The organism is Micromonospora sp. RTBAU3-60, from assembly GCF_054963695.1.
Map to the genome: position 1 here is coordinate 72,886 of NZ_JBUEGB010000014.1, position 23,837 is coordinate 96,722.

Consider the following 23,837-nt stretch of genomic DNA (forward strand, 5'->3'; position numbering starts at 1 on the left):
CGATCAGGGAGTTGGCGGCACGTTTCGCCCGGTTCGCGACCGCCAACCTCATGATCGGACCACTGGAACCGGCGCGGGGCGGCGTGCGAGGCTGCCGGGGGTGGGCCGGCGAGGGGGCCGGGGCCGCGAGTCGGGTGCGGAGGAGCTGCATGATCATCGAGTCCCGCTTCCACGGGCCGACCGGTTCGGGCAACGGCGGCTGGAGCGCCGGGCTGTTCGCGGCGGCGGTCGACGACCGGGGGCCGGTGGAGGTCACCCTGCGCAAGCCGCCTCCGCTGGAGACCCCGCTGACCGCGGTGGACGGCACGGTCAGCGCCCCGGACGGCCAGGTCATCGCCCAGGTACGCCGGGTCGAGGAGTTCACCGCCGTGGTCCCGCCGGTGGACCGGCCCACCGCGGCGGCCGCCGCGCAGGCGTACCCGGGGCTGGTGGAGCACCCCTTCCCCGGCTGCTACGTCTGCGGCCCGGAGAACCCGGACGGGCTGCGGATCTTCCCGGGCCGACTGCCGGACGGCCGGACCGCGGCACCGTTCCGCGCCCCGGCCGAGGTGGTGCCCGCGACGGTCTGGGCGGCGCTCGACTGCCCCGGCGGCTGGGCGGTGATCGCGCCCGGCCGCCCGTACGTCCTCGGTCGGATCGCGGCGGTGGTCGCGGCGCTGCCGCGTCCCGGCGACGAGTGCGTGGTGACCGGCGCGATGATCGGCGCCCAGGGGCGCAAGGCCGAGGTCCACTCCAGCCTCTACGGCCCGGACGGCGCCCTGCTCGGATACGCGCGCGCCACGTGGATCGCGCTGCCGCCGGCAGCCTGACTCATCCCTCAGGATGATCGCCTCCTGCCCACGAGGGAGGAGCGCGTACGCATCGCGCCTGATTGACCGGCTTGCACGGGGTTGCCAGGCTGTGCCACGGCGCCCCGCAACGGCGTCCCCATCGGCGCGTCCGCGCGCCGGGGCAGGAGAGGAGAATGATGTCCGACGGGCAGTGGAGCCCCAGCGCCGGGACCGGCCAGATCGTGGTGTCCGGACTGACGAAGGAATACAAGACAGTCCGGGCGGTCGACAATCTGTCGTTCACCGTCGAGCCGGGGCGGGTGACCGGCTTCCTCGGCCCGAACGGCGCCGGTAAGACGACCACCCTGCGCATGCTGCTCAACCTGGTCACCCCGACCGCGGGCCAGGCCACCATCGGCGGCCACCGGTACGCCGACCTGGCCGACCCGCTGCGCTCGGTGGGCGCGGTGCTGGAGGCGTCCAGCGCGCACAAGGGCCGCACCGGGATCAACCACCTGCGGGTGATCTGCGCGGCGGCGGGCCTGCCCCGGCACCGGGCCGACGAGGCGCTCGCGCTGGTCGGGCTCGCCCCGGCGGCGAAGCGCAAGTTCAAGGGCTACTCGCTGGGCATGAAGCAGCGGCTCGGCATCGCCGCCGCGATGCTCGGCAACCCGCAGGTGCTGATCCTCGACGAGCCGGCCAACGGCCTCGACCCGGAGGGGATCCGCTGGATGCGCGGCTTCCTCAAGGGGCTGGCCGCCGAGGGGCGGACCGTACTCGTCTCCAGCCACCTGCTCTCCGAGATGCAGCTGCTCGCCGACGACGTGGTGATCATCGCGGCCGGCAAGCTGGTCCGGCAGGGGCCGGTGGATCAGGTGATCGGCTCGATGACGCACGGCGCGCGGGTGCGGGTACGCACCCCGCAGGCCGAGGAGCTGACCGCGGCGCTGCGCGAGCAGTCGGCCACGGTGGACGCCGACGGCCAGGGCGCGCTGCTGGTCACCGGGGTGGACGCGCCGACCGTGGGCCGGGTGGCCCTGGCCGCCAAGGTGGAGCTGCACGAGCTGACCACCGAACGCCCCGACCTGGAGGGGGTCTTCCTCGAACTGACGGCCGGAAAGGCGGAGATCCGATGAACCTGGTCCGATCCGAGCTGCTCAAGATCCGTACGACCAGCACCTGGTGGCTGCTGGGGATCGGCGCGTTCCTCGCCACCGCGGTGGCCTTCGCGGTGAACGCCTGGCTCGCGCACACCACGCTGAGCGGCCGGGGCGAGGAGATCGGGGTCAGCGGCGAACAGGCGACGGCGGCCGCCCAGGCGGCCAACCTCTACACGTCCGGGCAGTACCTCGGCCTGCTGTTCGTGATGCTCATCGGCATCCTGATGGTCACCAACGAGTTCTTCCACCAGACGGCGACCACCACCTTCCTCACCACGCCACGCCGCACCTCGGTGATCCTCGCCAAGCTCGGCGCCGCGTCGCTGCTCGGCTTCGGCTTCTGGCTGGCCACCACGGTGATCGACCTGCTCGCCGGGTCGGCCTTCCTGTCCCTGGACGGCCACGGCACCCAGCTCGGCGAGTGGGACGTACAGCGCGCCCTGCTGCTCAACCTGCTGGCGTACGCGATCTGGACCGGTCTCGGGGTGGGCATCGGGACGCTGATCCCCAACCAGCTCGGCGCGGTGATCACCGCGGCGGTGCTCTACCTGGTCGGCACGCAGGTCGTGCAGCTGCTCTTCTTCCTGCTCTCCAACTGGCTCGACAACGAGGCCGTGATCAAGTGGCAGGTCGTCTGGCCGGCCGTCGCCTCCCAGGTGATGATCAGCGGGGAACCCAGTCAGTTCACGCCCGCCTGGTGGGTGGGCGGCCTGGTGCTGGTCGGCTACGCCCTGGTCAGCGGGATCACCGGCGTCCTGATCACCCGACGGCGCGACATCGCCTGAGCCGTAACCGCACGGCCCCGGCCGGTGACCATCCGTCACCGACCGGGGCCGTTCGTCGCTCAGGGCCTGTTTCATCCCGGGCATGGCCTGGCGAAACAGCCACTAGCAGGGGTCAACGCGACACGCAGGGTTTGCCGAACTTCTGGCATCTTCTGTGAAACGGACCACGGGCCGGAGGCGAGAATGCCTGCGGCATTCGTACGGCGTAGCCTGGGAGCCGTCTTCCGTCCGCCGGTGTTGCGGCACGGACGACACCGCGTGACATTACGAACCCGCGTGAAAGAGGCGATCAGCGGCCGTGTCGACCCAGCAGACTTCGCAGGAGAACCCACTGGCGGGTTTCGGCCCGAACGAGTGGATCGTCGAGGAGATGTACCAGCGCTACCTCGCCGACCCGTCGAGCGTCGACTCGGCCTGGCACGACTTCTTCGCCGACTACAAGCCGGCCCCCGGCGCCGCCACGCCGCGGCCCGACGGCCATGCCAAGCCGGCCGCCGCGCCGGAGCCGGCCGAGCAGCAGGAGGCGGTCGCCACGGTGACCCAGCGGCCGGCCGCCGAGCAGCCCGCCGCGAAGCCGGCCGCCGCGGCCAAGGCCGCCCCGACCCCCGCCAAGCCCGCCGCCGCGAAGCCCGCGCCGGCCGCCAAGGCCGCCCCGGCCAAGCCGGCCGCCAAGGCCCCCGCCGTGAGCGCCGCCGGCACCACCCCGCTGCGCGGCGTGGCCGCCAAGATCGTCCAGAACATGGACGCCTCGCTGGCTGTGCCGACCGCGACGAGCGTCCGCGCGGTCCCGGCGAAGCTGCTGGTCGACAACCGCATCGTGATCAACAACCACCTGGCCCGCGGCCGCGGCGGCAAGGTGAGCTTCACCCACCTGATCGGGTACGCGATGGTCCGGGCGCTGATCGAGCACCCGGAGATGAACAACTCCTACGCCGAGGTCGACGGCAAGCCGGCGATGGTCCGGCCGGAGCACGTCAACCTGGGCATCGCCATCGACCTGGCCAAGCCGGACGGCTCCCGCAACCTGGTGGTGCCCTCCATCAAGGCCTGCGAGCAGATGGACTTCCGGCAGTTCTGGCAGGCGTACGAGGACGTGGTCCGGCGCGCCCGCCGCAACGAGCTGACCATGGACGACTACGCCGGCACCACCATCTCGCTGACCAACCCGGGCGGCATCGGCACGGTCCACTCGATCCCGCGCCTGATGCAGGGGCAGAGCGCCATCATCGGCGTCGGCGCCATGGAATACCCGGCCCCGTACCAGGGCATGAGCGAGGCGACCCTGGCCGAGCTGGCGGTCAGCAAGATCATCACGCTGACCAGCACGTACGACCACCGCATCATCCAGGGCGCCCAGTCCGGCGAGTTCCTCAAGGTGATGCACGAGCTGCTGCTCGGCGAGCGCGGCTTCTACGACGAGATCTTCACCTCGCTGCGCATCCCGTACGAGCCGGTGCGCTGGGTGCGCGACGTGGCCGTCGACTCCGAGGGCCAGATCAACAAGACCGCGCGGGTGCACGAGCTGATCCACGCGTACCGGGTCCGGGGCCACCTGATGGCCGACACCGACCCGCTGGAGTTCACCATCCGCAAGCACCCGGACCTGGACGTCCTGGAGCACGGGCTGACCCTGTGGGACCTGGACCGGGTCTTCCCGGTCAACGGCTTCGCCGGCAAGCAGCGGATGAAGCTGCGCTCGATCCTCGGCGTGCTGCGCGACTCGTACTGCCGCCGGGTCGGCATCGAGTACATGCACATCCAGGACCCGGAGGAGCGGCGCTGGCTCCAGGAGCGGGTCGAGCGCAAGTACGAGAAGCCGACCCCGGACGAGCAGAAGCACGTGCTCAACCGGCTCAACGCGGCCGAGGCGTTCGAGACCTTCCTGCAGACCAAGTACGTCGGCCAGAAGCGCTTCTCATTGGAGGGTGGCGAGTCGCTGATCCCGCTCCTCGGCGAGGTGCTGGAGTGCTCCGCCGAGGCCGGGCTGGACGAGGTCGTCATCGGCATGGCCCACCGCGGCCGGCTCAACGTGCTGGCCAACATCGTCGGCAAGCCGTACGAGAAGATCTTCTCCGAGTTCGAGGGCCACCTCGACCCGCGCTCCACACAGGGCTCGGGCGACGTGAAGTACCACCTCGGCCAGAACGGCAAGTTCACCACCCCGGACGGCGGGCACGCGGTCAAGGTCTCGGTGGTGGCGAACCCGTCCCACCTGGAGGCCGTGGACCCGGTGCTGGAGGGCATCGTCCGGGCCAAGCAGGACCGGATCGACCTCAAGCTGGAGGGCTACACCGTGCTGCCGCTGGCAGTGCACGGTGACGCCGCGTTCGCCGGCCAGGGCGTGGTCGCCGAGACGCTGAACCTGTCCCAGCTGCGCGGCTACCGCACCGGCGGCACCGTGCACGTGGTGGTGAACAACCAGGTCGGCTTCACCACCGCCCCGGAATACAGCCGGTCCAGCCTCTACAGCACCGACGTGGCCCGGATGATCCAGGCGCCGATCTTCCACGTCAACGGCGACGACCCCGAGGCCGTGGTCCGGGTGGCCCGGCTCGCCTTCGAGTACCGCCAGGCGTTCAACAAGGACGTCGTGATCGACATGGTCTGCTACCGCCGGCGCGGGCACAACGAGGGCGACGACCCGTCGATGTCCAACCCGCAGATGTACCGGATCATCGACTCGAAGCGGTCGGTCCGGAAGCTCTACACCGAGGAGCTCATCGGGCGCGGTGACATCACCGTGGAGGACGCGGAGGAGCTGCTGCGCGACTACCAGGCGCAGCTGGAGCGGGTCTTCAAGGCCACCCGGGACGCCGCCACCACGCCGCGCCAGCTCAGCCGGCCGCCCCGGCTGGTCGAGCCGGAGCCGCAGGTGGAGACCGCGACCGACGCGGCCGTCGTCAAGGCGATCGGCGAGGCGCACGTCAACCTGCCGGAGGGCTTCACCCCGCACAAGCGGATCCAGCAGCTGCTCGACCGCCGGGCGAAGATGTCCGTCGAGGGCAACATTGACTGGGGTTACGGCGAGATCATCGCGTTCGGCTCGCTGCTGCACGACGGGGTCACCGTCCGGCTCGCCGGGCAGGACTCCCGCCGTGGCACCTTCGTCCAGCGGCACGCCTCGGTCGTCGACGCGAAGACCGGCGACGACTACCTCCCGCTGCAGTCGCTCACCGGTGACGGCGAGCGGTCCCGCTTCTTCGTCCACGACTCGCTGCTGTCCGAGTACGCCGCCATGGGCTTCGAATACGGCTACTCGGTGGAGAACGTCAACGCGCTGGTCTGCTGGGAGGCCCAGTTCGGTGACTTCGTCAACGGCGCCCAGTCGGTGATCGACGAGTTCATCTCCTCCGGCGAGGTGAAGTGGGGCCAGCGCTCCGCGGTCACCCTGCTGCTGCCGCACGGCCACGAGGGCCAGGGCCCGGACCACACCTCCGGCCGCCCGGAGCGGTTCCTCCAGCTCTGCGCCGAGGACAACATGCGGGTGGCCATCCCGAGCACCCCGGCGAACTACTTCCACCTGCTGCGCCGCCAGGCCCTCTCGCCGAAGCGGAAGCCGCTGGTGGTGTTCACGCCGAAGTCGCTGCTGCGGCACAAGCTCTGCGTGTCGCCGGTGGAGGACTTCACCATCGGCACCTTCCAGCCGGTCCTGCGGGACACCGCCGCTCCGGCACCGGAGCAGGTGAAGCGGGTGCTGCTCTGCTCGGGCAAGGTTTACTACGACCTGTTCCAGGCCCGGCAGGAGCGGGGCGTCACGGACACCGCGATCATCCGGGTGGAGCAGCTCTACCCGCTGCCCGTCGAGGAGGTCCGGGCCGCCCTGGCGCAGTACCCGAACGCCGAGGACTTCGCCTGGGTCCAGGAGGAGCCGGCCAACCAGGGCGCCTGGTCGTTCGTCGCGCTCAACCTGCTGGAGCACCTGGACGGCGTCCGGCTGCGCCGCATCTCCCGCCCGACCGCTGCCGCCCCGGCGGTCGGCTCGGCGAAGATGCACGAGGTCGAGCAGGGCGCGCTGATCGAGGCGGCCCTCCCCCGCCCGTGACCTGACCGCACCGCCAGCGCCGGGGCAGCGACCGTACGACGGCCGCTGCCCCGGTCGCGTGGCGGCCCTTTTCTGCCGAGAGGACTCATCATGTACTTCACCGACCGCGGCATCGAGGAGCTGGTCGAGCGCCGGGGCGACGAGCAGGTCAGCATGGAGTGGCTGGGCGAGCGGCTCCGCGACTTCGTGGACCTGAACCCGGAGTTCGAGACCCCGATCGAGCGCTTCGCCACCTGGCTGGCCCGGCTGGACGACGAGGACGAGGAGTAGGTCGGCAAGGCCGGCCGGGTTACCGGGCCATCGTCCCCACCAGGCACAGGTATCGTTCGACGACCGCCGTGGTGCGTTCGGCGTCTCCGGTGGCCAGCAGGTCGAGCAGGGCGCCGCGCAGCAGCGCCAGACCGAGGGCGGGATCCGCGGTGCCGCCGCCGGCCTCGCCGTGGGCGTCGGCCAGCAGGCCGAGCCAGTCCGTTACCGTCTGCCGGGCGAAGCCCGCCCACGGTCCGTCCGGTTCGCTCAGCGAGCGGGCGTACGCCTGGAGCCAGAGGACCAGCATCGGGCGGTGTGCCGGCGCCACGAGCCATGCCCAGGTCGCCCGCACCGCCGCGGCGAAGTCGTCGGCGCCCGTCGCCTCCCGGGCCTGCCGGAGCGCCGCCAGCTCGTCGGCCCGGGCCCGGGCGAGCAGGGCGCGGATCAGCTCGTCCTTGGAGCCGAAGAGAAAGAGCAGGACCCGGGGGCTGGACCCGATGGCGGCGGCGAGCGGGCGCAGCGACAGCTCCGCCAGCCCGTGCTCCAACGCGTACCGGTACGCCCGCTCGAGGAGTTCGTCGCGGCGGGCACTCGGGGGTCGCTCGTGCTGCGTCACAGCGCTACTCTGCCACTGAAACGACTGTTTCAGTTGTGGAGGGCTGTCGATGAGCGCGGAAATCCTCATTCGTCCGTTGGGCCGTCCCGGTGACCTCGGCTGGGTGGTGATGGCCCACGGCGAGTTGTACGCCGCCGAGTTCGGCTGGGACACCAGCTTCGAGGCGCTCGTGGCCCGGATCGTGGCGGACTACGCCGCCGGCCACGACGCGGCCCGCGAGGCCGCCTGGATCGCCGAGGTGGCCGGCGAGCGGGTGGGCTGCGTCTTCTGTGTGGCGGCGGACGAGCGGACGGCACAGCTCCGCATCCTGCTGGTCGACCCGGCAGCCCGGGGACGGCGGGTCGGCGGCCGGCTCGTCGACGAGTGCCTCACCTTCGCCCGCCGGGCGGGGTACACCCGGATGCGGCTCTGGACCAATCACCCGCTGGTCGCCGCCCGCCGGATCTACCTCTCCCACGGCTTCCGCCTGGTGCAGGAGGAACCACACCACAGCTTCGGCGCGGACCTGACCGGGCAGGTGTACGAACGGGAGCTGGCGCCGGCCGACGGGTGAGCCGGCCATTGACGCGGACCGTGCCGGTCGCGTCCACTGGAGAGCAACGCCCCAGCGACCAGGACGCGTCGGAGCACACCCCGCCGACGCCAGGGAGGCGGAGATGAATCCCGAACTCCGCAAGCCGCCGCAGGACGCGGTGACCGTACGCCACCTGCGCCTCGGCATCGGATCCGTCGGCATCGCACTGCCGGTCGTGCTGGTGGTGGGTCACCTGGTCGTCGCCCGCCGGCTCACCCTGCTCGACTCGCTCAGCGGCTACTACCACACCGAGATGCGGGACGTCTTCGTCGGCTCGCTGTGCGCCGTCGGAGTGTTCCTGATCGCCTACCGCTACCACTGGCCGGACGACGCGCTGGGCACCGTAGCCGGGGTGCTGGCGGTGGCGGTGGCCCTGTTCCCCACCACGGTGGGCGCGCCGGCCGGCACCACCAGCCAGAGCGACCGGCTGGTCGGCGTGGTGCACCAGGTCGCCGCCGCGGCGCTGTTCGTGCTCCTCGCGGCCTTCTGCCTCTTCCTCTTCACCCGCCCGGACCGGGTCGGCGTGCCGCCGCGCCCGTCGGCCGTCCGGTTCTACCGCGTCTGCGGCGGGCTGATCCTGGCGGCGATCGCGCTCGCGCTGGCCAGCACGCAACTGCCCGCGGACGTACGGCACACGCTCAAGCCGGTGTTGTGGTGCGAGACGGTGGCCGTGTTCGCCTTCGGGGCGGCCTGGGTGGCGAAGAGCGACGCGCTGTTCCGGGCTGCCGAGTCCGTCGACGAGAGCGACGTGGGCCAGGACACCCGGCCCGCCACGCCGACCTCGCCCTGATCGGCGAGGGGCCGGTCCCGGGCACAAGGACCCGGGCGGCCGACACCGCGATCTTGTAGCGTGAGTGCGTGGCACGCAGCGTGTACCTGACCAGCGTGGGATCGGGCGGGGGCAAGTCGACCGTCGCGCTCGGGCTGGCGGAGCTGCTGTCCCGGCAGGTCGAGCGGATCGGCGCGTTCCGACCGCTGGTCGCCGGCCGGGGCCCCGACCACATCCTCGCGCTGCTCACCGAGCGCTACCGGGTGGAGCTGCCGGTCGACGCGCTGCACGGCGCGACGTACGCCGAGGCCACCACGCTGGTCGCGGACGGCCGGCGGGAGGAGCTGATCTCCCGGATCGTGGCCCGCTACCGGGAGGTGGAGCGGCGCTGCCCCGCGGTGGTCGTGGTGGGCAGCGACTTCGCCGACGGGGACGGTGCCGGCCCGCGCGAGCTCGCGTTCAACGCCCGGCTGGCGACGGAGTTCGGCAGCGTGGTGGTGCCGGTGGTCGACGGCTTCGACCAGCCGCCCGAGGCGGTCGCGGCAGCGGTGCGCGGGGCGTACCACGACCTGGCCGACCTGGGAGCGACCGTGGTGGCGGTGGTCGCCAACCGGGTGCCCGCGCCGATGGCCCTGCCCGAGCTGCCCGTCCCCGCGTACGCGATCCCGGAGGTGCCGGCCGTGTCGGCGCCGACGGTGGCCGAGGTGGCGGCGGCGCTCGGCGCCACCCTGCTCTCCGGCGACGACACTGCGCTGGACCGGGACGTGCTCGACTACGTGGTGGGCGCGGCGCACGTGCCCACCCTGCTGGACCACCTGACCGACGGCGCGCTGGTGATCACCCCCGGCGACCGGGCCGACCTGCTGGTGGCGGCGAGCGCCGCGCACGTGGCCGGGCAGGTCTCCGTGGCCGGGTTGGTGCTCACCCTCGGCGAGCAGCCGGACCCGCGGGCGATGCGGCTGGTCGAGCGGCTCAACACCGGGTTGGCCGTGCTGTCGGTGACCAGCGACAGCTACGCCACGGTGGAGGAGTCCAGCCGGATCGAGGGCCGGCCCAGCGTGGCGAACCCCCGCAAGGTGGAGGCGGCGCTCGGCGCCTTCGAACGCTGCGTGGACACCGTCGACCTGGCCCGGCGGCTACGGGTCAGCCGCTCCGCGCGGGTCACCCCGTTGATGTTCGAGAACGACCTGATCGACCGGGCCCGGGCGCGGCGCCGGCGGCTGGTGCTGCCGGAGGGCGCCGAGGAGCGCATCCTGCGCGCGGCCGAGATCCTGCTGCACCGGGGCGTCGCCGACCTGACCCTGCTCGGGCGGCCGGCGGACGTCGCCCGGCGGACCCGGGAGCTGGGCGTCGACATCGGCGGTGCGCAGGTGGTCGACCCGGCCGCCAGCGAGTGGCGGGACGAGTTCGCCGCCGAGTACGCGCGGCTCCGCGCGCACCGGGGCGTCACGCCCGAGCTGGCCCACGACATCGTGGCCCAGCCCAACTACTTCGGCACCATGATGGTGCACTCCGGACGCGCCGACGGGATGGTCTCCGGCGCCACCCACACCACGGCGGCCACCATCCGGCCGGCCTTCGAGATCATCCGGACGGTGCCGGGGGTCTCCGTCGCCTCCAGCGTCTTCTTCATGCTGCTCGCCGACCGGGTGCTGGTGTACGGCGACTGCGCGGTCAACCCGGATCCGGACGCCGCCCAGCTCGCCGACATCGCCATCTCCTCGGCCGACACGGCGGCCCGGTTCGGCATCGAGCCGCGGGTGGCGATGCTGTCGTACTCGACCGGCGACTCCGGCTTCGGGGCGGACGTGGAGAAGGTCGCGGCGGCCACCAAGCTGGTCCGGGAGCGCCGGCACGAACTGCTGGTGGAGGGTCCGATCCAGTACGACGCGGCGATCGACCCGCAGGTCGCGGCCACCAAGCTGCCGGACAGCCCGGTGGCGGGGCGGGCGACCGTGTTCATCTTTCCGGACCTGAACACCGGCAACAACACCTACAAGGCGGTGCAGCGCTCGGCCGGGGCGGTGGCGGTCGGCCCGGTCATGCAGGGCCTGCGGCGGCCGGTCAACGACCTGTCCCGGGGTGCCACCGTGCCGGACATCGTCAACACCGTGGCGATCACCGCCATCCAGGCCGCCGCGTCGTCGGAGGGGGTCGCGTGACCGACCGGGTGCTGGTCCTCAACTGCGGGTCCTCGTCCGTCAAGTACCGGCTGTACGACGGCGAGGAGGTCCGGGACAAGGGCAAGATCGAGCGGGTGGGCGAGCCGGGCGGCGGACCGCCCGACCACGAGAGCGCGGTACGGGAGATCCTCGACCGGCTCGACCTCGACGGGCTGACCGCGGTCGGGCACCGGGTGGTGCACGGCGGTCGCACGTTCAGCGCGCCAACACTGATCGACGACCGGGTGCTCGCCGCGATCGAGGACCTCGTCCCGCTCGCCCCGCTGCACAACCCGGTGAACCTGGCCGGCATCCGGGTGGCCCGGGAGGCGCTGCCGGACACCCCGCAGGTCGCCGTCTTCGACACCGCGTTCCACCACACGCTGCCCGAGGCCGCCGCCACCTACGCCATCGACCGGGACACCGCCGAGCGGTACGGCGTCCGCCGGTACGGCTTCCACGGCACCTCGCACGCGTACGTCTCGCGGCGCACCGCCGAACTGCTGGGCCGGCCGTACGCGGAGCTGAACACCATCACCCTGCACCTGGGCAACGGGGCGAGCGCCTGCGCGGTCCGGGGCGGGCGGAGTGTGGCCACCTCGATGGGCCTGTCGCCGCTGGAGGGTCTGGTCATGGGCACCCGCAGCGGGGACCTCGACCCGACGGTCATCTTCCACCTGCGCCGCGAGGCGGGGATGGGCGTGGACGAGATCGACGACCTGCTCAACCACCGCAGCGGCCTGCTCGGCCTGACCGGGGCCAACGACATGCGCGAGGTGCTGGCCCGGCGGGACGGCGGGGATCCCGCCGCCGCGCTCGCCTTCGACGTCTACTGCCGACGGATCAAGAGCTACGTGGGCGGCTACTACGCCCTGCTCGGGCGGGTGGACGCGGTCACCTTCACCGCCGGGGTCGGCGAACACGCGGCACCGGTCCGCGCCGCCGCGCTGGCCGGCCTGGACCGGCTGGGGATCGCCGTCGACCCGGCGCGCAACGAGGGCAGCGGCGACCGGGTGGTCTCCCCCGCCGGCACCGAGGTCACCGTCTGCGTGATCCGCACCGACGAGGAGCGCGAGATCGCCCGGGAGACCCGGGAAGTGATCGCCTCGCGCGGCTGAGGCCAGTCGGCCTGCGGCTGTCCGATCGGCTGGAGTGGCCGAATCCGGCGAGGGCCGCGCGGACCGGATGGTGGTCGTCTGCAGCCGGCGGCGGGGGTCAGGCCAGCGCCAGCCAGGCCACCACGGCGACCACCACCACGGCGACGCCGATGCCGGCGATCAGCGGGAGCCGGGACGGCGCCTCGGCCGCCGCTGCCGCCTCCGGCGAGTCGACGAAGGCACGGAACTGCGCGGTGTTGCCGCTGGGGTCGGTGTAGTTCTCAGACATGCGCGTGACCATAGCGAAGCTCGTCCACCCGGAGGGTCGTCCGCCGGGCCGGTGACGACAACATCGTCCGGCCGGTGGAGCCGCGTCGGCCGGGTGGTGGCGGCGCTTGGTCCGGACGTCCGGGCCGCACCGGCCACCCGGCCGCCTACCGTGAAGAGGTGAGGGTGCAGCGGCTGGTCGCCGCACTGGTGACGGCGCTGCTCGTGGGGTGTGCGCCGGCCAGCGCCACGACCCGCGGTCCGACCTCGCCCGCCTCCCGGCCCGCCCCGCAGGGGACGTACCCGGTCGGCGTGCGGCAGTTCGTCGTCGACCCGGGCGGCCCTCGGCCCCTGCCGGTCACCGTCTGGTACCCGGCGGCATCCGCGGCGCCGTCGGCTCCCACCGCCTCCGCGACCGACCCGCCGTCGGCATCCGCAGCGCCGTCGACGCCCACCGCCTCCGCGACCGACCCGCCGTGGGCGCGGACCGGTGCGGGCGGCCCGAGCGTTCGGGCCGGCGCGCGGGTGGCCGCCGGACGGTTCCCGGTGGTGATCTACAGCCACGGGTTGCACAGCCTGCCGGAGCTGCACGCCCCGCTGACCGCCCGCTGGGCGGCCGCCGGCTTCGTGGTGGCCGCGCCGACGTTCCCGCGTACCAACCTGCGGGCACGGGACTTCACCCGGGCGGACGTCCGCAACCAGCCCGCCGACGGCTGGCGGCTGATCCGCCACCTGGTACGCCTCGACACCCGCCGCGGCGACCCGTTCGCCGGGCACCTGGCCGTCAACCGGATCGCCGCGGCCGGACACTCCGCGGGCGGCTTCACCACGGCCGGCATGTTCACCTCGGGACACTCGGCCCGGCTGCGCTCCGGGATCGTGCTCGCCGGCGGCGGGCTGGCCGGCAGCTTCGCCGGTCCGGTGGCGCCGCTGCTCTTCGTGCACGGTGCCGCCGACCCGGTCGTGCCCGAGTCGGTCGGCCGGGCCGCGTACGCCCGCGCCCTCGGGCCGGCCGCGTTCCTGAGCCTCCGTGGTCAGGGCCACGGCGAGTACCTCATCCCGGGGCACCCCGGCTTCCCGCAGGTCCTCGCCACCACCATCGACTTCCTCCGGTGGACGCTCTACGACGACGCGGCCGCCCTGCGCCGCCTCCCCACCGACGCCCGCCTGCCCGGCCTCACCACGCTCACCAGCCGGCTCCCCCGCTGACCCCGCGCTCGCCCCGGGCCCACTCCGGATCCGCGACCGGACTCCGCCACATCGCCGGCTCGGCGGTATCGACCAGCCCCGGGTCCCGCCACATCGCCGACCCGGCGTCGGTGACGGCTCGGCCCGCCGGCCCTGCCAAGCCCCGACGGGGCGGCGTGGCCCGCCGATGGGCGATAGCGTCGCCCGCGTGGACTCCGACGGGCTGGCGGGCCGGCAACTCGACGCGATCCGCGAGGTGACGGCGCTGGCGGACCGGGCCGGCATCGCGGTGTGGCTGCGCGGCGGCTGGGCGATGGATTTCCACCTCGGCGTGGTGACCCGCCCGCACGTGGACGTCGACTGGTACTGCTGGCGGCGCGACGCCGACGCGCTGGCGGCCGGGCTCGCCGGGGCGGGTTGGCGACCCGACCCGCGGATGCCGCCCACGACCCAGCTCGACGTGCTCCGCGACGACGTCGAGTTGAGCTTCGCCTACCTGGACCGGGACGCCGAGGGGCGGGTGGTGGTCGGGGCCGGGCCGTGGGCCGGCACCCCGCTGCCCGGCGGGATGCTGGACGCCCGACCGGGGCGGATCGGTCCACTGGTCGCGCCGATCATCAGCGTCGCCGCGCAGATCGAGCTCAAGGAGATGTTCCCGGTCTGGATGCCGGCCCGGCCCCGCCGCGCCAAGGACGCCGCCGACCTGGCCCGCCTCCGCGGCAGCTCTTGATTCGCTCCGCATCCGCGACCTGGCGGTATCGACCAGTCCGGAACCCCGCCACATCGCCGAGCTGTCGTCGAGCACGACGGCCCAACCGGGCGCCGACCCGGGCGTCGAGCACGGCCGGCGTGACCGAAGGCCGGCCGGCCGGTCCGGCCCGCAGGGCACAATCGTGTTCATGTTCCGTCGCCGCGCCGCCCTGATCACCGCCGCCCTGCTCAGCGCGGGTCTGGCCGGCTGCTCCGGCGGGACCGTCCCGACCGGACGGGCCGCACCGAGCGCGCCACCCTCGGCGACCACGCCGGCGCCGCGGGTACCCGCCGGGCACGCGCCGACCGAGAGCTTCGCCGTCGGCGTACGCCAGCTCAAGCTGAACCACGACGACCGCGCCCTCCCGGTGACCGTCTGGTACCCGGCGCGGGGCGCGGCCGGTGGTGCGCCGGAGCGGTCCGCCCCGGCGGCGACCGGGCGGTTCCCGGTGGTGATGTTCAGTCACGGGCTGGGCGCCCGGCCGGAGGACTACCAGCTGCTGCTCAGCCGCTGGGCGGCGGCCGGGTTCGTGGTGGCCGCGCCGCGATTCCCGCACACCGGCGCCGGCGGCGACGGCAACGTGCTCGACGTGCTCAACCAGCCGGCCGACGTGTCGTACGCGCTGACCCAGGTGCTCGCCCTCGACGCGAAGGCGGACGACCCGCTGCACGGCCGGCTGGACACCGAGCGGGTGGCCGCGGCCGGGCACAGCGCGGGCGGCGTGACCACCATCGGGCTGTTCACCGCGAGCCGGGACGAGCGACTCGACGCCGGCATCGTCTTCGCCGGTACGGCGCTCGGCGTCGGCACCGCCTTCGCGGGTGCGGCCGCTCCGCAGCTGTTCGTGCACGGCGAGGCCGACGAGGTGGTGAGCTACGCCTCCGGCAAGGCGGTCTACGACGCGGTGCCCTGGCCGAAGGCGCTGCTCAGCCTGCCGAAGGGCGATCACGGCCGGGCCCTGCTGACCGACGGCGCGGCGCTGCGGGTGGTCGCCGACACCACCGTCGAGTTCCTGCGCTGGACGCTCTACGGCGACGCGGCGGCGAAGCGGCGCCTCCCCGCCGACGCCACCCGCGGCGGCCTGGCCACCCTCGACGACCACCTCTGAGGCAGCCCGCGCCGCCCTCGTCGGCGCGGCGCGGCCCCGCCCCGTCAGGCGGTGTGGTCGATGACGACCTTGCCGAAGACGTCGCCGGAGGCGAGGCGGGCGAACCCGTCCTGGATCCGGCTGAACGGCACCACGCTGTCGACCACCGGGCGCACCTCGTGCTCGGCGCAGAACGCCAGGAGCTCGGTGAGCTCGTCCGGGGTGCCCATCGAGGTGCCGAGGATCTCCAGCTGCATGGCGAAGACCCGGCGCAGGTTGACCTTGGGCTCGTGCCCGGCGGTGGCCCCGGAGACGACGATCCGGGCCATCGGCGCGGCGGACTTCAGCGAGTGGTCGAAGGTGGCGGCGCCGACCGTCTCGATCACCACGTCGACCCGCTCGGGCAGCCGAGCACCGGGTTCCACCGCGGTCGCCCCCAGCTCGGTGATCCGCTCCCGCTTGGCGGCGTCGCGGCTGGTCGCGTACACCCGCTTGCCGAGCGCGACGCCGAGCGCGACGGCCGCGGTGGCCACGCCGCCGCCGGCCCCCTGGACCAGCACCGACTCGCCGTCGGCGACCCGCCCCTTGGTGGTGAGCATCCGCCACGCGGTGAGCCAGGCCGTGGGCAGGCAGGCCGCGTCGGTCGCCGACAGGCCGGCGGGCAGCGGCAGCAGGTTCATCCGGGGTACGGCCACCCGCTCGGCGAAGGTGCCCGGGAAGTGCTCGGAGAGGATGGAGACCCCGCGCGGGTCACCCGGGGTGGGCACCACGGGGTAGATGACCACCTCGTTGCCGTCCGGGTCGGTGCCGACCGCGTCGCAGCCGAGGATCATCGGCAGCTGGTCGCCGCTGAGGCCCACCCCGCGCAGCGACCAGAGGTCATGGTGGTTGAGCGAGCTGGCCCGCACCTGCACGGTGACCCAGTCCGGCTCGGGACGGGTCGGCTCGGGACGGTCGCCGACGGTGAGCGCGGCGAGCGGGTTGTCGGCGTCGAAGGCGGAGGCATAGGCGGCACGCATGATCGGCACGGTAACAAGCTGAGCGCTCGTTAAGAAGGGACCCTTCGGAGTGCAAAACGCCACAAGAAGGGCCCCTTCCCCCGATTCAGCGGCGGGCCACCCCGTCGCGGCGAGCCGCCTCGGCGACGGCCTCGGCGACCGCCGGCGCGACCCGCGGGTCCAGCGGGGACGGCACGATCGCCTCCGGGGTCAGCGACTCGGCGACCACCCCCGCGATGGCGTCGGCGGCGGCCACCTTCATCCCGTCGGTGATCCGGGTGGCCCCGGCGTCCAGCGCGCCCCGGAAGACGCCGGGGAAGGCGAGCACGTTGTTGATCTGGTTGGGGTAGTCGCTGCGCCCGGTGGCGACCACCGCGACGTGCCGGGCGGCCACCTCGGGATGCACCTCGGGCGTGGGGTTGGCCAGCGCGAAGACGATGCCGCCCGGGGCCATCCCGGCCACCGCCGCCTCGGGAATCTGCCCACCCGACACGCCGACCAGCACGTCCGCGCCGCGCAGCGCCTCGGCGATGCCGCCCTGCCGGCCGTCCGCGTTGGTCGTCTCGGCCAGCTCGGCCTTGGTCCCGGTCAGCTCGCGATGCCGGCCGAGGATGCCCTTGGAGTCGCAGACCACCACCTGGTCCGGGTTCACTCCCCCGGCGACCAGCATTTTGGTCACCGCGACGCCGGCCGCGCCGGCCCCGCTGACCGCCACCCGCAGGTCGCCCAGCTTGCGGTTGAGCAGGGTGGCCGCGTTGCGCAGCGCGGCCAGCACCACGATCGCGGTGCCGTGCTGGTCGTCGTGGAAGACCGGAATCGGCAGCGCCTCGTCCAGCCGGCGCTCCACCTCGAAGCAGCGCGGGGCGCTGATGTCCTCGAGGTTGATCCCGCCGAACGACGGGGCGAGCGCCCGGACCGTCGCCACGATCTCGTCGACGTCCTGGGTGTCCAGGCAAATCGGCACGGCGTCCACGCCCCCGAACTGCTTGAACAGCACCGCCTTGCCCTCCATCACCGGCAGCGCCGCGCGCGGGCCGATGTTGCCCAGGCCCAGTACGGCGGAGCCGTCGGTGACCACGGCGACGGTGTGCGACACCCAGGTGTAGTCGTCGACCAGGTCGGGGTCGGCGGCGATCGCCTCGCAGACCCGGGCCACCCCCGGGGTGTACGCGAGGGAGAGGTCCTCCCGGCTGGTCAGCGGCACGGTCGAGGCGACGGCCATCTTGCCGCCGCGGTGCAGCCGGAAGACGGGATCTGCGGGGTCCGGAGGGGACGAAGACATGGTGACTCCAGGATCTGTCGAGCAGACGGACCGGCCCGGCTCGGCGCGCGTGGTCAGCGGCCAGCGGGGCGGCGGTGCGGGGGGTCACCCGGGCACTTTCCGAGCATAGTGGCGCACCCGTCACCCGGGTGTGAGCGGGGTCATATCCACCGCCGCCGACCTTTGACCAGCCCGGGACGCGGCCAGTAGCGGGCCACCACCCGGCCCCGTACGTCCGCCACCCCGTACGCCCGGGAGTCGTCGGTGACCAGGTCGTTGTCGCCGCGTACCCACCAGCCGCCGTCCTGTGCCCGGACGGCGCGCTTGACCACGAGCAGGTCGGGGCGGCTGCGGAAGACCGCGACCACCACGTCGCCGGGACGGACCGGCCGACCGCCGGTACGCACCAGCACCGCGTCGCCGTGCCGCAGGGTCGGGGCCATGGACGGCCCGGTGACCAGCACCGGCATCAACGGGCCGCGCACGCCCCACGGATCGGATCCGTTCACCGCCCGCACCGGGTTTCACCTCCCGCCCGCCGGGGAGCATGTCCAGGAGTAATGTCGTCTTGGATCATCGCAAACATCCCATGGAGGACCCTGATGCGCCTTCCCCGCATCCTCACGCCCCGTGTGACCGTCAGTGCCCACTGTGACCTGCCGTGCGGCGTTTACGACCCGGCGCAGGCCCGGATCGAGGCCGAGTCGGTCAAAATGATCTGCGAGAAGTACCAGGCGAACACCGACCCGGAGTTCCGCACCCGGGCGATCCTGATCAAGGAGCAGCGGGCCGAGCTGGTCAAGCACCACCTCTGGGTGCTCTGGACCGACTACTTCAAGCCGGCGCACTTCGAGAAGTACCCGCACCTGCACCAGCTCTTCAACGAGGCCACCAAGCTCGCGGGCTCCGCCGGCGCCAAGGGTGCCACCGACCCGACCAAGGCCGACGAGCTGCTCTCGAAGATCGACGAGATCTCGAAGATCTTCTGGGAGACCAAGCAGGCGTGACCCCGCCGCTTCCGGCACCGACGATCCGGCCGGCGCGTCCCGAGGACGTGCCGGCCGTCGTCGCGATGGTGCACGAACTCGCCGACTACGAGCGAGCCCCCGAGCAGTGCCACCTCACCGAGGAGCAGCTCACCGCCGCACTGTTCGCGCCCACGCCGGCGCTCTTCGGCCACGTCGCGGTGGACCAGGCCGACCAGCCGATCGGCTTCGCCCTCTGGTTCCTCAACTTCTCCACCTGGGAGGGCGTGCACGGCATCTACCTGGAGGACCTGTACGTCCGGCCGGCCGCCCGGGGCACCGGCGCGGGTCGCCTGCTGCTCGCCACCCTCGCCGCGATCTGTATCGAGCGCGGCTACCGGCGGCTCGAGTGGTGGATGATCAACTGGAATCCGGCGGCCCGCTTCTACGCCGCCATCGGGGCGGCCCCGATGGACGAGTGGGTCCCCTACCGGCTCGCCGGCACGGCGTTGCACGACCTCGCCGCGCAGGCGACGGCCGTCACATCCCCCGGCGGCTGACCGGGTAGAGTCCCGCACCAGGGGGATGAGGGTGACTCAACTGACCGGCCAGCCGACGAGTGATGATGTCGTGCACCTCACCGTGCCCGCCGACGGCGGGTATCTCGGCGTGCTCCGCACCGCCACGGCCGGGCTCGCGGCCCGGCTCCAGTTCGCCCTCGACGAGATCGAGGACCTGCGCATCGCGGTCGACGAGGCCTGCGCCATGCTGCTCGCCATCGCCACCCGCAACGCCGAACTGGAGTGCCGGTTCGCGGTGACCGAGGACGCGCTCACCGTCGAGGTCACCGTGCCGACCGTCCGGGGCGCGACGCTGCCCTCCGAGTCATCCTTCGCCTGGAAGGTGCTCACCGCGCTGACGACCGCGGCGTCCGCCCGGGCCGCCGACGGTCGGGCCACCATCTCCCTGCTGACCCGCCGCGCCTCCGGCTACTGACGGCCGCCGCCCCGGTCGGGGCCGGGGGAGGCGTCAGTGGAAGCCGAGCGCCCGGTTGGTCGGCGAGCTGACCAGCAGCCCGGTGACCCCGAGACCGAGGGCCATCAGCGGCAGGCCCAGCCAGCCCAGCCCGCCCTGGATCATGTACCAGCCGACCGGCAGCAGCATGAGCTGGAGCACGATGGCGGGTGCCCGGGCACCGGACTTCCGGCGTACCAGCGCGCCGCCGAGGGCCCAGAGCGCGGCCGCCCCACCGAGCGCGAAGACCGTCACCAGCAGCGCCGAGGTCAGGTCGGTGGCGGGCGCGGTCAGGTCGGACCAGATCAGCCACACCGCGACCAGGCCGAGCGCCACCGCCTCGGCGCGGAGCAGGTGTACCGCCCAGCGGAGCGGGGCGGGGACCGGGTCGGAGTCGATCGTCACGGCGCCACGATACCCGTGAGTAGGCGCGGTACAGTGCCGCCCATGCGGGCCGTCCTGGTGGTCAATCCGAAGGCCACCACCACCAGTGAACGCAGCCGTGACGTCCTGGTCCGGGCGCTGCGCAGCGAAGTCGACCTGTCGGTGCGGTACACCCGCCGGCGGGGCCACGCCGTGGACCTGGCCCGGGAGGCCGCCGCGGAGGGCGTCGACCTGGTGGTCACGCTCGGCGGCGACGGCACGGTCAACGAGGTGGTGAACGGCCTGATGACGGCCGAGCCGCCGACGTTCCGCACCGGGGGCACGCCGGCGGAGCGGCTGCCGGCGCTGGCCACCGTGCCCGGCGGCTCGACCAACGTCTTCGCCCGCGCGCTCGGCCTGCCCCGGGAGTGGCCCGACGGGACCAGCATGATCCTGGAGGGGCTGCGCCTGGGCCGGTCCCGGACGATCGGCCTGGGTCGGGCGGACGACCGCTACTTCACCTTCTGCGCCGGCTTCGGCATCGACGCTGCGGTGATCCACCGGGTGGAGCGGGCCCGCAAGCGGGGCCGGGTCTCGACGCCGGCGCTCTATCTCCGGTCGACGGTCAGCCAGTACTTCCTGGCCTCCGACCGGCGCCATCCCAGCATCACCCTGGAGCGGCCGGGCGAGACCGCCGAGGCCGAGCTGGGCACGGTCATCGTCCAGAACACGGCGCCCTGGACGTACCTGGGCGAGCGCGAGATCAACCCGAACCCACAGGCGTCCTTCGACCTCGGCCTGGACGTGCTGGCGATGCGGCAACTGCGCGTCGTCAGCACGGCACGTACGGTGACCCAGTTCTTCTCCCGTACGCCCGACCCGCACGGCCGCCGGGTGCTCCGGCTGCACGACGTGGCGGAGTTCACCCTGCTCTCGGCCCGACCGCTGGCCTTCCAGCTGGACGGGGACTACCTGGGCGAGCGAGAGAAAGTTAGATTCGCATCCATTCCGGCCGCACTGAGAGTAATCTGCTAGGTCTCGGGTACTGCCGTCGGTTGACCGGGTGACCCACCGCACTCCCGTGGTGGGCGATTGCTCCAGTCGCGGCGCGACGTCGGACGCGCCGAGTTGGGGTTGTCGGCGACGGCTTCAGGTCGTGGCGCAGACGCGCCGAGCTGGGGTCGTCGCAAGCCACACCGACGAAAGGTGCCGGAAATGTCAGCAATGTCACGCAGACCGTACTATATTGATCCTCGACTGTGGTACGCCGGGTAACCAGAGCGCTCTGAAACCCGGACAAAAGGGTGGTGAGTCCGCTCACTGTTCGGAGTTTTTCCGAGCGGCACCCTTGACATCGCCGCAGTTCGTGAAAGTATTCACAAGCGAACTTGTGTTACCGGGACATTGCCTGGATATGCTCGGCAGGTTGAGCTGTTCCAGCAGGTCCCGGGGCCCGCAGCCTGCTCACGCACTGCCGAATTGGTGGATGCTGACCGTCACCAGTCGGCAATGCGGACGCATATAGGAAAAGCAACGAAGCGTTATCTGGCCCCCACTTAAGAATGAGGAGTGTTGCCGCCATGGACTGGCGCCACGATGCCGTCTGCCGCGACGAGGACCCGGAGCTGTTCTTCCCGATCGGGACGTCCGGTCCGGCCCTCCTGCAGGTGGAGCAGGCCAAGGCCGTCTGCCGGCGCTGCCCGGTGACCGACCAGTGCCTGCAGTGGGCGCTGGAGTCCGGTCAGGACGCCGGCGTCTGGGGCGGGATGAGCGAGGAGGAGCGCCGCGCGGTGAAGCGCCGCGGCGGTCTCAGGGTGCTGCGCGCTCACTCCGCCTGATCGCACGCACAGCACGCCCCGGCCGGGTCCACCCGCCGGGGCGTCTTGCTGCCCACCCCCACCCGGCGGCCCGCCGCGCCACGTCGATCATGAGGTTGACGGCGATGTGGACAGTGCCGAGCGCCGCCAACCTCGTGACAGCCAAGCCGGGCGGCGTCAGCCGAGCTGGGCGGCGGCGCGGCGGAGGACCAGGTCGGCCAGGTCGGGGGCGTCGGTGAGCGGTGCGGCGACGGCGACCGCTCCGGCGTCCCGCGCGGCGGCGAGCACACCGTCGTGGAACAGACCCGGCGCCAGGAAGTAGGCGGCCACCCCGACCCGGCGGGCCCCGCCCGCCCGCAGCTTCGCCACCGCGACGCCGACCGCCGGGGGCGCCGCCGAGGCGTACGACACGCGACAGGGAACGCCGAGGCCGGCGCCGAGCGCCGCGGCCACCCGGCCCACCGAGCCGCGCGCCCGGGGATCCCGGGTACCCGCGGCGGCCAGTACCAGGGCGTCGTACCCGCCCGGCGCCGCCTCGGCCAGCCGGTGGCGCAGCCCGGCCAGCAGCCCGCCGTCCACCCGTCCGACGGCCGGTCCGAGCACGTCGGCGACCCGTACGTCGATCGGCGGTCCGTCCGCGCGCGCGGCGGCGACGGCCGCCGGGATGTCGACCTTCCGGTGGTACGCGGCGGTCAGCAGCAGCGGCACCAGCACCGCCCGGGGGTGCCCGGCGGCGGCGAGTTCCCGCAGCACCGCGGTCGGCCCGGGCTCGGTGTGGTCCAGCCAGCTCGGCAGCACCGTGCTGCCGGGCCGGGCGGCCGCCACGGCGCGGGCCAGCGCCCGGGTCGCCTCGGCCGCCCGCGGGTCACGACTGCCGTGGGCGACCAGCACCACCGGCGGATCGGCCGTCAGGTGTGCAGCCCGCACTCGGTCTTCTCGAACATCGCCCACCGGCCGGACCGCGGGTCCTCCCCCGCCCTCGTCCGCCGGGTGCACGGCCAGCAGCCGATCGAGCCGTAGCCGCGGCCGAACAGCTCGTTGACCGGGATGTCGTAACGCGCCACGTAGGCGTCCACGTCGCGCTGCGTCCAGGCGGCGATCGGGTTCACCTTGACCTTGCCGCGCCGGGCGTCGAAGGCCACCACCGGGGTGTTGGCCCGGGTCGGCGACTCGTCCCGGCGCAGCCCCGCGGCCCAGGCGTCGTATCCGGTCAGCGCCCGCTCCAGCGGCTCGACCTTGCGCAGCTGGCAGCAGTCGTCCGGGGACCGGTTGAACAACCGGGGGCCGTACTGCCCGTCCTGCTGGCCGACGGTCATCCGGGGCCGGATCGACCGGACGTTCACCGGCAGCCGCCGGGCCACCTCGTCGCGGACCCGGAGCGTCTCCGGGAAGTGCAGGCCGGTGTCCAGGAAGACCACGTCGACACCGGGGGCGACCCGGGACACCAGGTGGGCCAGCACGCCGTCCGCCATCGAGCTGGTCACGCAGAACCGGTCGCCGAAGGTCTCGGCGGCCCAGCGGGCGATCTCCAGCGCGGGGGCGTCCGCCAGCTCCCGGCCGGCCTCCTCGGCCAGCGCGCGCAGCTCCTCGGGGTCGCGCCGCCTTGGATCGGCGGCGGTCGGGCCGCCGGCCCCGACCAGGCCCAGGTTGGCGGCGGAGACCAGGCCGGTCATCGGGTCACCGCCCGGCCGAGCAGGCCGGTGAACTTGACGGTGAAGACCCGGGCGCAGGCGTGGCACTCCCAGGCGCCGTGCCCGGCCTCGCTCGGCCGCAGGTCCTCCTCCCCGCAGTACGGGCAGTACAGCGGCGCGGAACGGGTCTCACTCACCGCGCCACCTCGCTCCGCTCGGCGCCACGATGAGTCACCGGGACGCTGAACTGGCTGATTCGCTCGCTGTGCTC

Annotated in this window: 26 protein-coding genes; 17 read left to right on the forward strand and 9 right to left on the reverse strand. The window is 73.2% G+C overall.

Features of this window, described 5'->3' with window-relative positions:
* Window positions 1-149 precede the first annotated feature (149 nt).
* The 5 genes from ACY34I_RS16380 (at window position 150) to ACY34I_RS16400 (ending at window position 7,027) form a co-directional block, all read left to right on the forward strand.
* On the forward strand, window positions 150-809 hold the full coding sequence (locus ACY34I_RS16380; RefSeq protein WP_462755876.1) for a hypothetical protein: 660 nt from the start codon (window positions 150-152) through the stop codon (window positions 807-809).
* 158 nt (window positions 810-967) lie between these two features.
* Window positions 968-1,906 carry an ABC transporter ATP-binding protein gene (locus tag ACY34I_RS16385; protein WP_462755956.1) on the forward strand — a complete coding sequence of 313 codons (939 nt, stop codon included), beginning with the start codon at window positions 968-970 and terminating at the stop codon, window positions 1,904-1,906.
* The gene (locus ACY34I_RS16390; RefSeq protein WP_462755877.1) at window positions 1,903-2,715 is read left to right on the forward strand and encodes an ABC transporter permease; all 813 of its coding nucleotides are present in this window, start codon (window positions 1,903-1,905) and stop codon (window positions 2,713-2,715) included. The genes ACY34I_RS16385 and ACY34I_RS16390 overlap by 4 nt, the downstream gene beginning before the upstream one ends.
* Before the next feature lie 298 nt (window positions 2,716-3,013).
* A complete protein-coding gene (locus ACY34I_RS16395) occupies window positions 3,014-6,757 on the forward strand; it encodes a multifunctional oxoglutarate decarboxylase/oxoglutarate dehydrogenase thiamine pyrophosphate-binding subunit/dihydrolipoyllysine-residue succinyltransferase subunit (RefSeq protein ID WP_462755878.1) in 3,744 nt (1,247 codons plus the stop codon).
* Between the two features lie 90 nt (window positions 6,758-6,847).
* Window positions 6,848-7,027, forward strand: coding sequence for a DUF6104 family protein (locus ACY34I_RS16400; protein WP_091347424.1), 180 nt, complete (start codon window positions 6,848-6,850; stop codon window positions 7,025-7,027).
* Between the two features lie 19 nt (window positions 7,028-7,046).
* Here the strand turns inward: ACY34I_RS16400 and ACY34I_RS16405 are convergent, their stop codons facing one another.
* Window positions 7,047-7,622: a TetR/AcrR family transcriptional regulator gene (locus ACY34I_RS16405; protein WP_462755879.1), complete on the reverse strand. Its 576-nt coding sequence runs from the start codon at window positions 7,620-7,622 to the stop codon at window positions 7,047-7,049.
* A gap of 49 nt (window positions 7,623-7,671) precedes the next feature.
* On the opposite strand from ACY34I_RS16405, the gene ACY34I_RS16410 reads away from it, so the two are divergent.
* From ACY34I_RS16410 to ACY34I_RS16425, 4 genes are all read left to right on the forward strand, one after another.
* On the forward strand, window positions 7,672-8,175 hold the full coding sequence (locus tag ACY34I_RS16410) for a GNAT family N-acetyltransferase (protein ID WP_462755880.1): 504 nt from the start codon (window positions 7,672-7,674) through the stop codon (window positions 8,173-8,175).
* 103 nt (window positions 8,176-8,278) lie between these two features.
* On the forward strand, window positions 8,279-8,986 hold the full coding sequence (locus tag ACY34I_RS16415; protein WP_462755881.1) for a hypothetical protein: 708 nt from the start codon (window positions 8,279-8,281) through the stop codon (window positions 8,984-8,986).
* 68 nt (window positions 8,987-9,054) lie between these two features.
* Window positions 9,055-11,127, forward strand: coding sequence for a phosphate acetyltransferase (pta, locus tag ACY34I_RS16420; protein ID WP_462755882.1), 2,073 nt, complete (start codon window positions 9,055-9,057; stop codon window positions 11,125-11,127).
* The gene (locus ACY34I_RS16425) at window positions 11,124-12,245 is read left to right on the forward strand and encodes an acetate/propionate family kinase (RefSeq protein WP_462755883.1); all 1,122 of its coding nucleotides are present in this window, start codon (window positions 11,124-11,126) and stop codon (window positions 12,243-12,245) included. The genes pta and ACY34I_RS16425 overlap by 4 nt, the downstream gene beginning before the upstream one ends.
* 97 nt (window positions 12,246-12,342) lie before the next feature.
* On the opposite strand, the gene ACY34I_RS16430 is transcribed toward ACY34I_RS16425, so the two are convergent.
* Entirely contained in the window at window positions 12,343-12,513 is a 171-nt protein-coding gene (locus ACY34I_RS16430; protein ID WP_462755884.1) for a hypothetical protein, read from the reverse strand.
* 158 nt (window positions 12,514-12,671) lie between these two features.
* Between ACY34I_RS16430 and ACY34I_RS16435 the strand changes: the two genes are divergently transcribed.
* From ACY34I_RS16435 to ACY34I_RS16445, 3 genes are all read left to right on the forward strand, one after another.
* On the forward strand, window positions 12,672-13,700 hold the full coding sequence (locus ACY34I_RS16435; RefSeq protein WP_462755885.1) for an alpha/beta hydrolase family protein: 1,029 nt from the start codon (window positions 12,672-12,674) through the stop codon (window positions 13,698-13,700).
* A gap of 187 nt (window positions 13,701-13,887) precedes the next feature.
* The gene (locus ACY34I_RS16440) at window positions 13,888-14,409 is read left to right on the forward strand and encodes a nucleotidyltransferase domain-containing protein (RefSeq protein WP_462755886.1); all 522 of its coding nucleotides are present in this window, start codon (window positions 13,888-13,890) and stop codon (window positions 14,407-14,409) included.
* A gap of 169 nt (window positions 14,410-14,578) precedes the next feature.
* The gene (locus tag ACY34I_RS16445) at window positions 14,579-15,538 is read left to right on the forward strand and encodes an alpha/beta hydrolase family protein (RefSeq protein WP_462755887.1); all 960 of its coding nucleotides are present in this window, start codon (window positions 14,579-14,581) and stop codon (window positions 15,536-15,538) included.
* A gap of 44 nt (window positions 15,539-15,582) precedes the next feature.
* Here ACY34I_RS16445 and ACY34I_RS16450 read toward each other — a convergent pair whose 3' ends face one another.
* From ACY34I_RS16450 to ACY34I_RS16460, 3 genes are all read right to left on the reverse strand, one after another.
* Window positions 15,583-16,545, reverse strand: a complete 963-nt coding sequence (locus ACY34I_RS16450; protein ID WP_462755888.1) for a zinc-binding dehydrogenase — start codon at window positions 16,543-16,545, stop codon at window positions 15,583-15,585.
* A 76-nt stretch (window positions 16,546-16,621) separates the two neighbouring features.
* Complete coding sequence (locus ACY34I_RS16455; RefSeq protein ID WP_462755889.1) at window positions 16,622-17,797, reverse strand: NAD(P)-dependent malic enzyme; 1,176 nt, start codon at window positions 17,795-17,797, stop codon at window positions 16,622-16,624.
* A gap of 140 nt (window positions 17,798-17,937) precedes the next feature.
* Window positions 17,938-18,246 carry a S26 family signal peptidase gene (locus ACY34I_RS16460; RefSeq protein ID WP_462755957.1) on the reverse strand — a complete coding sequence of 103 codons (309 nt, stop codon included), beginning with the start codon at window positions 18,244-18,246 and terminating at the stop codon, window positions 17,938-17,940.
* 132 nt (window positions 18,247-18,378) lie between these two features.
* Here ACY34I_RS16460 and sodN point away from each other — a divergent pair, with 132 nt between their 5' ends.
* From sodN to ACY34I_RS16475, 3 genes are all read left to right on the forward strand, one after another.
* The gene (gene sodN / locus ACY34I_RS16465) at window positions 18,379-18,783 is read left to right on the forward strand and encodes a superoxide dismutase, Ni (protein ID WP_148796383.1); all 405 of its coding nucleotides are present in this window, start codon (window positions 18,379-18,381) and stop codon (window positions 18,781-18,783) included.
* A gap of 65 nt (window positions 18,784-18,848) precedes the next feature.
* On the forward strand, window positions 18,849-19,301 hold the full coding sequence (locus tag ACY34I_RS16470) for an N-acetyltransferase family protein (protein ID WP_462755958.1): 453 nt from the start codon (window positions 18,849-18,851) through the stop codon (window positions 19,299-19,301).
* A 31-nt stretch (window positions 19,302-19,332) separates the two neighbouring features.
* Window positions 19,333-19,737 (forward strand): ATP-binding protein, encoded by a 405-nt coding sequence (locus tag ACY34I_RS16475; RefSeq protein ID WP_148796487.1) that lies wholly within the window; start codon window positions 19,333-19,335, stop codon window positions 19,735-19,737.
* 33 nt (window positions 19,738-19,770) lie between these two features.
* Here the strand turns inward: ACY34I_RS16475 and ACY34I_RS16480 are convergent, their stop codons facing one another.
* The gene (locus ACY34I_RS16480; protein WP_462755890.1) at window positions 19,771-20,160 is read right to left on the reverse strand and encodes a hypothetical protein; all 390 of its coding nucleotides are present in this window, start codon (window positions 20,158-20,160) and stop codon (window positions 19,771-19,773) included.
* 42 nt (window positions 20,161-20,202) lie between these two features.
* Here ACY34I_RS16480 and ACY34I_RS16485 point away from each other — a divergent pair, with 42 nt between their 5' ends.
* Window positions 20,203-21,153, forward strand: coding sequence for a diacylglycerol/lipid kinase family protein (locus ACY34I_RS16485; RefSeq protein WP_148796387.1), 951 nt, complete (start codon window positions 20,203-20,205; stop codon window positions 21,151-21,153).
* A gap of 545 nt (window positions 21,154-21,698) precedes the next feature.
* Window positions 21,699-21,956 carry a WhiB family transcriptional regulator gene (locus ACY34I_RS16490; protein ID WP_073834718.1) on the forward strand — a complete coding sequence of 86 codons (258 nt, stop codon included), beginning with the start codon at window positions 21,699-21,701 and terminating at the stop codon, window positions 21,954-21,956.
* 156 nt (window positions 21,957-22,112) lie between these two features.
* Here ACY34I_RS16490 and ACY34I_RS16495 read toward each other — a convergent pair whose 3' ends face one another.
* From ACY34I_RS16495 to ACY34I_RS16505, 3 genes are read right to left on the reverse strand one after another with little or no spacing between them, the layout of a single operon-like run.
* Window positions 22,113-22,862, reverse strand: coding sequence for a sirohydrochlorin chelatase (locus ACY34I_RS16495; protein ID WP_462755891.1), 750 nt, complete (start codon window positions 22,860-22,862; stop codon window positions 22,113-22,115).
* Entirely contained in the window at window positions 22,844-23,608 is a 765-nt protein-coding gene (locus ACY34I_RS16500; RefSeq protein ID WP_462755892.1) for a phosphoadenylyl-sulfate reductase, read from the reverse strand. Before ACY34I_RS16500 ends, ACY34I_RS16495 begins: the two co-directional genes overlap by 19 nt.
* The gene (locus tag ACY34I_RS16505) at window positions 23,605-23,763 is read right to left on the reverse strand and encodes an IS1 family transposase (protein ID WP_148796392.1); all 159 of its coding nucleotides are present in this window, start codon (window positions 23,761-23,763) and stop codon (window positions 23,605-23,607) included. Before ACY34I_RS16505 ends, ACY34I_RS16500 begins: the two co-directional genes overlap by 4 nt.
* Window positions 23,764-23,837 lie beyond the last annotated feature (74 nt).